Annotated in this window: 6 protein-coding genes; 5 read left to right on the top strand and 1 reads right to left on the bottom strand. The window is 44.7% G+C overall.

The genetic code is table 11. The features are described from left to right. Positions 1-1,101: 1,101 nt before the first annotated feature. From ACO03U_RS13635 to ACO03U_RS13620, 4 genes are all read left to right on the top strand, one after another. A complete protein-coding gene (locus ACO03U_RS13635) occupies positions 1,102-2,268 on the top strand; it encodes a peptidoglycan-binding protein (RefSeq protein ID WP_204688019.1) in 1,167 nt (388 codons plus the stop codon). Between the two features lie 192 nt (positions 2,269-2,460). After that, complete coding sequence (locus ACO03U_RS13630) at positions 2,461-3,549, top strand: FAD:protein FMN transferase (RefSeq protein WP_204688021.1); 1,089 nt, start codon at positions 2,461-2,463, stop codon at positions 3,547-3,549. Between the two features lie 172 nt (positions 3,550-3,721). Next, positions 3,722-4,678, top strand: a complete 957-nt coding sequence (menA, locus tag ACO03U_RS13625) for a 1,4-dihydroxy-2-naphthoate polyprenyltransferase (protein WP_204688029.1) — start codon at positions 3,722-3,724, stop codon at positions 4,676-4,678. Positions 4,679-5,160: 482 nt separating this feature from the next. Beyond that, complete coding sequence (locus tag ACO03U_RS13620) at positions 5,161-6,504, top strand: sortase domain-containing protein (RefSeq protein WP_204688023.1); 1,344 nt, start codon at positions 5,161-5,163, stop codon at positions 6,502-6,504. Between the two features lie 159 nt (positions 6,505-6,663). Here the strand turns inward: ACO03U_RS13620 and ACO03U_RS13615 are convergent, their stop codons facing one another. Beyond that, positions 6,664-7,725, bottom strand: coding sequence for a biotin--[acetyl-CoA-carboxylase] ligase (locus ACO03U_RS13615; RefSeq protein WP_204688025.1), 1,062 nt, complete (start codon positions 7,723-7,725; stop codon positions 6,664-6,666). A 793-nt stretch (positions 7,726-8,518) separates the two neighbouring features. Between ACO03U_RS13615 and ACO03U_RS13610 the strand changes: the two genes are divergently transcribed. After that, positions 8,519-9,538 (top strand): uroporphyrinogen decarboxylase family protein, encoded by a 1,020-nt coding sequence (locus ACO03U_RS13610; RefSeq protein ID WP_204688027.1) that lies wholly within the window; start codon positions 8,519-8,521, stop codon positions 9,536-9,538. Positions 9,539-9,697 lie beyond the last annotated feature (159 nt).

Genomic DNA, 9,697 nt, shown 5'->3' with positions numbered 1-9,697 from the left:
AAATTGAATTGAAGTCCTATTTTTTTGTCTATCATTTAAAATTAGAAACATAATTCTTAGAGATTTTCAGCAGCTTCCTGAAAAGTTGCTCTTTTTTTAGTGCGCCCTGCATGGGTAGCAACTTGGTGGTGAAAGTCCACTACACGCCCGACAGTGGGAAGTGTTAGCTGATGGCAAGGGTGTCCATCGTGAGGTGGAATCTGAAGGAAGCCTAAAGCAAAACTCTGCACTTACGAACAGAAACTTGATAGAAGGCGGGATACACGGGTAAGGCTGCTAAAGAAGCTAAAGCCCAATAACTGTACAAGAAGTGTATCGTGTAAATCAAGAGGTGACATGGAGTGAAAGTTGTTACGCCTTACCGGGGGAGATCTTATGAGGGTGATGTGGGAATTGAAAGAAAATGAACCATCACAATCCCAGTGGTGACATTGGGATGAATCGTAAGAAGTCAGCAGAGGTCGTAGTAGTGAGGACGACTTGCGAAAGCAAGTAAGAGCGAAGGACCGAACGGTAAATGAATTTCCGAATTGAAATAGTAGTCGCGAAAAACGAAGTGCAGAAAATATGAGAAACGCTTTGGATAATGATGTTAGTAGAGATGAGAAATCGAAAGCGTATTTCCAGAGAGCATAGTTCTAGCGGGGAGATGAAGCGGAAATTACCAGCCAAGAGGACTGTTTTACCGAAGCGCCGTGTACGGATCCGTACGCACGGTGCTGTGAGAGGTCGACGGGGGAAATAATCCCTCGTCTCCTACTCGATTGTTCAAGTTGTGGAACCACGGGAAGGTAGGCTTATCGCCTGACCAATTTTACTGATTAGTTATTTTAACTTACATAGAAAATATTAAGTAACCAAAAAAATTACAGAAAAGAACTGCTTTGTTTCATGGTAATGAGTGGTTTTATCCCTATTAAAATACGCTTTTTATCAGCGATTGTGAATTTCATCTACAATCTTGAATAATCTGTGTCTAACAACAAATTGATTCCCCTCAGAAAGGTAGATTTGTTATCGTTTTAGTTGACATCTGCTGCGAAAAACGACAAAATGAAAGAGGTCACAAACAATAACATTTATCGAAAAGGAGAAAGAAAAATGAAATCCACAAAATTGATTGCAGGGGTTAGTGCGTTGGCTTTTTCTGCTTTGATCTTAGGGGCTTGTAGTGCGGATAATGGCGGTAGCGCTGACTCATCTTCACAAGCAGCTTCAAGCACGACGGTCTCATCTTCAGCGCAAGCTTCTACAGAAGAATCCAGTGCCGCAAACGCAGAAGTTACGATTGCAGATGGCAAATCAGAAGATGCGAAAGTACCGGCGGAAGGCACGGTTTATATGCGTCAATTGTACGCAGCGCCTCATGGAGACAAATCATTTGCTGTCGTAAATGTCACGATGAATGGTGAAAAAATCTTATCTGCTAAAATTGATGAATTCCAATATGTAGAAAAAACAGACGATTGGAAAGCTGTTCCAAATGGCGATGGTGCCTTTGGTGAAGCATTCCCAGAAGGCAATATCTTAGTTGCTAAAATGGAAAACAGCGATGCATACTCTGCTTTGATGAAAGATCACGCTGGTTCGACGCAAACGTGGCAGGAAAGCATCACCGCGATTACTGATTTTGCAAAAGGCAAAACGGCAGCTGATTTAGAAACAGAAATCGCAAAAATCGCTGATGATGGTGGCAACGTTGCTGACGTGGTATCTGGTTCAACCTTTACCGATACTCGGGGTTATTTACAAGCGATTGTTGATGCTGCGACTTCGGGAATGGTTTCAGAAGGACAAGCAATCACCAATGCAGATGGTTTGAAAGAAGCGATGATTTTAGGCGCGCCTCATGGAGACAAATCCTTTGGCGTAGTAACCGTCGCGATGGATGGCGATAAGATTGCTGCTACTTTCTTGGATGAATTCCAATATACTGATCCGGCTGATTTCGGTGGTGTACCAAACTCTAACGGGGCCTTTGGCGAAGGAATCGCAGACGGTCAAGTGTTGGCTTCAAAATTGGCTAACAATGATGCCTACTCTGCTTTGATGAAAGACCATGCACAAGCGACAAAAACTTGGCAAGAAAGTGCAACGGCGATTGAAAAATTCGTTCAAGGCAAAACGGTTGCTGAAATTGAAGAAGCTGCTGGTAAAATCGACGACGAAGGTAAAAACGTTGCCGATGTTGTATCTGGGGCTACTTTCACTGATGCAAAAGGCTACTTGCAATTGATTGTCGATGCAGCCAACGAAGCGACAAAATAAGCACCTAAATAAGCAATAACATCCGCCAGTTCTCACTTGATATGTGGGAATTGGTTTTTTTTCTGTTTCGTCGAGCCTGTTGCTTGAAAATGTTTAAAAAAAGTCCCTCAGAAACGCTTTTTTATTTTAGGAAAGCAGGCTTCATGTTATGATAAGAAGGCTGAAAAAAGTAGTAAGAGAAAGGGTTACAAGATGAAAAGACGAGTGAGAAAATACCTGCCATGGCTGACAGTCGCAATGATGATGGTTTTGGTTCTGGCAGGCTGTGGCAAAAAAGCCGAGAAAGTAAAATTACGAGAAGAACCTTATGCCCAGGAAAAGTTTTTGATGGGGACTTATGTGCGGATTCGCGTGTACGATGATGGCAAAGAAAGTGCACTGGAACCGGCTTTTGATCGGATTAAAGAATTGGCAGACAAGATTACCATCAATCAAAAAGGCTCTGAAATTGACGCTATCAACGCCAAAGCCGGGGTTGAACCGGTGAAAGTCAGTGATGATATCTATTATCTGTTAAAGGCAGCGTATAACTATAGTAAAGAAACCGACGAGGCCTTCAATATGACTATCGGGGCCATCACTCAGCTGTGGCGCATCGGCTTTGATGATGCCCGCAAACCGGAACAAGCAGAGATTGACGAAGCCTTAAAACATATCGATTTTGAGAAAGTCGATTTTGATGATCAGGCCCAAACAGTTTATTTGGAAGACAAGGATGCTTTGATTGATCTGGGGGCGATTGCCAAGGGATACATCACCGATGAGGCAGTGAAAGTCTTGAAGAGGCAAGGCGTGACCTGTGCCGTGGTGGATCTCGGGGGAAATGTTTTTGTGATGGGCAATAGTTTCCGGGGTCAAAATGAACCTTGGAATGTCGGCATTCAAGATCCCAATCAAGCTCGTGGGACTGTCGTAGGTACCATTAAAGAAACCAATAAAACAGTGGTTACTTCCGGTATTTATGAACGCTTTTTGGAAGTGGATGGCGTGAAGTATCATCATCTCTTTAACTCCAAAACCGGCTATCCTTTCGATAACGATATCGCGGGTGTCTCTATTGTCACTAACAAATCAATTGATGGGGATGCTTTATCAACTTCAGTCTTTGCCATGGGGACCAAAAAAGGTCTGGAATTTGTCGAGGCGATGGATGATGGCACCCAAGCGATTTTTGTTACAAAAGAAGACAAGGTCTACATTACCAAAGGCTTAGAGGACAATTTCGTCATCGGTAAAGATTCCGGGTATACGATGGGGGATCGCAGTGAGCTAACAAAATAGTTTCAAGCTTTAGACGTCAGAATCTTGGCGTTTTGCTTGAGAAGTCGTTACAATAAAACTGAGTTAGGGCAGGCCGTAACGGTACTGCCCTTTTGCAAGTTCATTTCAAGTAGAGTAGTAACGACTTGGAGAGAAGTTTCTTTAAGGAGCGAAATTAGGAAGGATGAAAGAGATGACATGGGCGGCATTTTGGGAACTGGTGGAAATTCGTACGAAGATTGCTAGTTTATTCCCTTTTGTGATTGGAACGTTATTTTCTTTGAGCTTTTTTGGGCAGGTTCATTGGGGATTGACAGTTATTTTCTTTGTGGGGATGTTGGTGTTTGACATGACCACGACAGCCATCAATAATTATATGGATTATCAAAAAGCAAAAACGGATGCTTACCGTCAGCAGGAAAATGTGATTGGCGTCGAGCGTTTGAGTTTGAATGGGGTACGAGGGCTGATAATCGGGATGTTGGTATTTGCAGCAGCAGTGGGTAGTTTTTTGAGCTGGCAGACGGGTTGGCTGTTATTGGTGATGGGGTTGGCATGTTGTTTTATCGGTGTTTTCTACACAGCAGGGCCGATTCCTTTGTCCCGGATGCCTCTGGGGGAAATTTTTAGTGGTTTAACCATGGGGCTGGGGATTTTTGCCATGGTAGTCTACATCAATACCTATGATCTTGGGGCGTTTTACCTGGATGTGGATTTTGCTAGTGGTCAGTTTGCTTTGACGGGAAATTTCTGGTCGGTCTTGGCGCTGTTAGTGGCTTCTCTACCCTTGGTTTTCACCATTGCCAATATTATGCTGGCCAATAATTTGCGAGATTTGGAGGCAGATATCAAAAACCATCGTTACACGTTAGTCTATTATTTGGGGCGGGAGACGGGATTGCGATTGTTTTCAATCCTGATGTATGGGTGTTATGTAGCGGTTATCGTGGGCTTGTTGACAGGGGTCTTCCAGTGGCCGATTCTGATTGTCTTGACTACCTTGCCTAAGGTGCGGCAAAATCTGGCGGCTCATCGTCGTGAATTACCGGCACCTCATAGTTTTGTCTATTCCTTGAAGAATATGGTGCTGTTTAATACCAGCTATGCCTTGGGAGTGGCATTAGGAATTGTTTGGCAGTGGCTGAATTAGAGTAGGGGTCACTTTGAAATTTGATTTAGTGATTTAACTAGAAAAAGCCAGTGGTATGGGTTCAGTTAGCATAAGCAGCACTTCAAAAAAGAATAAGCCAGTGAAATAGCGTCCAAAAACCATTTATGGGGTTTGGACGCTTTTTTGTAGACGAAATTATCAATGGGGAAAGAATTACCACTAGGAAGGTTGGGAGCAAGGAAAGCCACGAGGGGAAATGTTCTGAAAAATTGTTATGTGATCAATGGCAAATCTCTTTATAGCGATTAGTGATGTCGCGATTTAGTTATTGAAACTATTGTTATCCGGACCGTTTATTTCAATAAAACGAAAATTATTGAGAGTTCATGGAAGGCGATTCTTGATGGTCAAACATGTTAAATTACGGAGGATAGGGAAATATCGATAATATTTAAAGCAAAAACAGCTGAGATTTTCGCTATCTTTGAACATAATAAAAAATATAGAAATGGATGTTTTACGTGAAGAAAAGAAGTGGCGTTATTCTATTGGTGGCAATTTTTCTTGGTATAAGTACTAGTGTTGGTTTTTATAGTTACAGTTCCTATGCTGATGAGCAGGACTATCAAGCCCAAGTTGCTCGGGAACGTAAAGAGGCGGATTTATTGTTTGTGGAGCACTTGACTTTGAAGACTTCCAAGCATAAACGGATCACCGCGGCTGAGTTGGCGACGTTGACGCGAGGGGATCGTATTGGAACTGTCACCAAGCTGGAAGTGGATCAGCTGACGGATTTGCAGGAGCTGGTACCGGGCACTTACAAAATGAATTTGACCATCCAAATGCCATCAAATGTGGTCATCCATCGTAGCGCCAATGTGAGTGTCATCGATGATGTGGCTCCGATAATCACGGTGGCAAAAGAATTAGTTGTTGAATCCGGCGTGGCGTTTCCGCTAGAGGCCGTGACTGCTAGTGATGATACGGGTGGAAAATTGGCACTAGCTAATCTGACAATCAAGGGCTACGATAGGCAAAAAGTCGGAGAGCAAAAGGTGATGATTGAAGCTCGGGATCAAGCTGGCAATCTGGCAACGAAACAAGTAATTGTCACTGTAATGGAAAAAACTCCGAAAGCGCCAGCAGTCGAAGCCAAAACAGACCAAGATACACAAAGGACAAGTGAAGAAACAGCGACTGCTAAAGAAACGGAAGCCACCACAACCGCTAGCACCGATGAAGCAGGAGCCTCCGCCAAAGTTGAAGAATCAACAGCTAGCAAAGCAATAGCGACGACTGAATCCAGCGTCTCAGCTAGTCAATGGCAAAATGATGGCAATTCTGGATTGGCTCAAGAGGTAAGTTCAGAATCGGTGGAAGAATCAGCAGCAGAACCCCCTACATCGGAATCTGAAGCGACGACTGCAACGCCGGCTTCCTCAGAAGAAAAAGTCGGAAGCCGTCCAGAATCTACGGTCGTAGCTTCTAGCTTGCAATTTGCCGGTGTGTCGATACCCTTTGTCCAATCTCAAGGTGTCGGGGCGGCACCAGCTACTGGAGCGGGAGCATGGCTGGGGACTGGCAATACGACAGATGGCGCGCCAACTCATTTTATCGGTCATAATCCTGGTGATTTTTCAGCCGTCATGAGCCTTGGGGTAGGTGCAGTCATCACCGTTACGGACGGGAATGGCAATGCACGGAGTTACACGGTTTATGAAGTGATTGATGTGACTGATGATGGGTATAATAACAATGATTTAACTGATGATGTCTATCCACGAATGCTCGATGCTGGTGGTGAACGTATCAGTTTGCAGACTTGTATCACCGACACGGTCAATCGATGTGTCTTGGCACGTTAGTTCAGTAAAAAAATAACAAAACGCATGAACTCGCTATTTTTAGGAGTATTCATGCGTTTTGCTGTTTTTCGAGGAGACGCTGGGTGTAGCAGCTTGTTGCAAGTAAAACTGCAGTCGAGATGTTTGCGGCAAAGAGTGAAAGCCCCAACTTCCTCCAGTTTATCGTAGGTTTTGTTGACCAATTTGGCTTAAGCTGATTTCACCAGAGTTCAAAGTAATCACTCCGGAAGCTGTCGTAACAACTAGTTCACCCAAATCGGTAATAGCGGTGGCGGTTCCTTGGTATTCGACTCCTTGACGACGAAACGTCACCATTTGGCCTAAGACGAAAGAACGTCTGCGGTATTCCTCAAGATAGCTGGTATCTTCTGGTAGCCCAGCGAGCAATTGGAAAAAGTGGCGCCAAATAGCCTGAATCAGTTGATTGCGAGTAATGGAAGGCTGACCAGCTGCAAACAAGGAAGTAGCTTTTTTAGCGATTTCGGTAGGGAAATCTGCTTGAGGCGTGGAGAAATTTAACCCCATTCCAATAGCTACATGGCTGATGGTACCCGACTCCATATCTGATTGTGCTTCAGATAAAATACCAACGATTTTTTTACCATCAAGATAGATATCGTTGACCCACTTGATTTGGGCCTCACGCCCGGTGAGTTCATGGATTGCTCGACACACTGCCACCGCTGCCAGTAGGGTATATTGGGGTGTCTCTTGAAAACTGTGGTTCGGATTGAGCAGTAGAGTCATATAAATCCCTTGCCCTGCCGGTGAGAAAAAAGGTCGTCCAAAACGGCCATGTCCGCCAGTTTGAGTTTCTGTCAAAAATAGCCGGGGAGTACTGGCGCCAGCTGTAATGGCTCGTTTGGCATCTAGCATGGTGGACTCGGTGGTGGTGGTAATTTCAATCGTTAAATCTGCGGGAAGACCACTAGCTGTCCATTTTTGGGGAGCTGGAAAGGAGTTTTCAATCGTTGCTTGGCGGGCGGTGGTGGAGGAATCCATCGGTTGTCGTCCGAGGATTTCGCCGACATCTAGGACATCCGAGGGTAAATAGCGATAGCCACCAGCTGTGTGTTCAAAACGCCAGCCAGCTTTTTCCAGTTCCTTGATGGCTTTCCAGACGGCAGTACGGGAAACGCCTAGTATTTGGGCGAGTTTTTCACCAGAAAAGACTTCCGGTGTTTGCTTCATAAAGGCTAAAACTTGATCTTTGACGGCCATAGCAATAAATCCTTTCCTTTGGGGAATTGTCAGCGTCTGTCAGTATCAGCGCTGCAACATTTGATAGGTCTAGCATAGCATAGTTGACGGAAAATGGTGATAAGTTGACGAGTATTTATCCATAAGCAAAACCAATACCTAACGATAAATTTTAGCGATTATTCAAATGGAATCCTTCATGGTATAGTCATCACAAGCTTTAAACAACTAGCAAAGCTTCTAGCGGAGGAACCGCTGAAGCACTTCAAAAACAACTTAAAGGAGGAGAACAGGATGACTAAGACGCATGCAAAATTGTCAACAACTGTCAGTGCTAACCAAATGATGTCAAAAAACATGATGTGTCTTTGTCCATCGTGTTCTTTGGCAAACTTTTGTTAACGGTGCTAGCTTCTAAATAAGCTGGTGGAACTTTTACAAAAATGCCAGAGGACTTGATCGAAAAACGATCAGGCCCTCTTTTTTTTCTTTTTTCGGAGCGATTGGGAGCGAAAGTTTGGACTTTCTGTTTTCGAAGAGGAGCGTTTCGAAAACTCGGAGTTAGGTTGTAGGAGTAAGTATATCGTGGACGCGCTGCTCCTGCAAAAACCTTTTTTCGGAGAGTTGTGGAGCGAAAGTATGGTCTTTCTGTTTTCGAAGAGGGACGTTTCGAAAACTAGGAGTTTAGCGATGATGGATTGTTAGTTGTTGAGTTGTGATTACAAGGTTTTTGGACAGGTCGATGCGGGATACATTGACGAAAATACTGGTGGGATAGGCCAGAGCAGTGACTTTCAGGGACGGAGGAAATAAGATGACGAAACGAGAATTGGTTTTAGCTGCTTTACGTGGTGAAAAGGTAGAGCGGGTGCCGGTGGGATTTTGGCACCATTTTGTAAAGGATGAGTTGCATGCAGATGCCTTGACAGATAGTGAGATTGCTGAGGCAAACGTGGCAGGGCATCAGCAATTTATTCAGGCGGTGGCACCGGATTTTATCAAGTTGATGAGTGATGGCTATTTTCGCTATCCAGATGAGGCGTTGGAGCAGGTGCAGACGCCGGCGGATTTGGCGCAAATCAAAGGGCTGTCAGAAAATCATCCTTGGTTTACTAAACAAGTGGCTTTGGTACGTCGCCAGCGGGAACAGTTTGTGGAGGAGATTGTTTCTTTCTACAATATTTTTTCACCGGCGACTTTATTGAAGTGGCAATTGCCCGGGGGTGAAAAACAACTGGCAGAGCTGATTGTGGCTGATCCTGCGGCCGTGGCGCAAGCCTTGCAAGTCATTGCGAAGGATCTGGCCCATTTAGCTCAATTGGTGATTCAAGAAAGTGGGACAGAGGGCATTTATTTCTCCGTACAAAATTTGCAGGATTCACGAGTGGTTGCTTCACTGTATCAGCAAGTGATCGCGCCAGCCGAGAAAAGTGTTTTGAAAGCAGCTGAGGCGGTCGCGGGCTTAACGGTGCTGCATATCTGTGGCTATGAAGGTGCCCAAAATGATTTGACCTGGTACTTGGATTACCCGGCAACCGCTGTGAATTGGGCGGTGACGGTGGAAGGGGTGAGCTTGGCGACGGGCCAACGGTTGTTTCAACGACCTGTGTTGGGGGGCTTTAACAACACAACAGCAGGCATCTTGTATCAAGGCTCTCAAGAAGAAGTATTTGCTGAAACGCGACGACTGCTACAAGAGGCGGGTACACAAGGGGTGTTATTGGGAGCCGATTGCACCGTACCTCTGGCTACTGCACCCCAGCGACTGGACTGGGTACGCGAGGCGGCTATTGCCTATGGTACGGCCCTTGCTCCAGAAGAGGCAGTGAGTTGAGATGTGAGGACTAGGGAAATCAAAAGTCGTTGTTGTTAGCAATTTTGATATTGCTATTAATTTGAGAAGCTAGCAGGGTCAAGAGAGACTAACTATTATAAGTCAAGTGATAACTAGTTGAATTGGCAAAAAGAATAATAACAAATTCTAAGAGAATGG

The sequence above is a fragment of the Enterococcus diestrammenae genome (genome assembly GCF_049384045.1).
Lineage (GTDB): Bacteria > Bacillota > Bacilli > Lactobacillales > Enterococcaceae > Enterococcus_C > Enterococcus_C diestrammenae.
The sequence above is the reverse complement of the archived record's forward strand: the minus strand, read 5'-3'. Positions and strand labels throughout refer to the sequence as shown.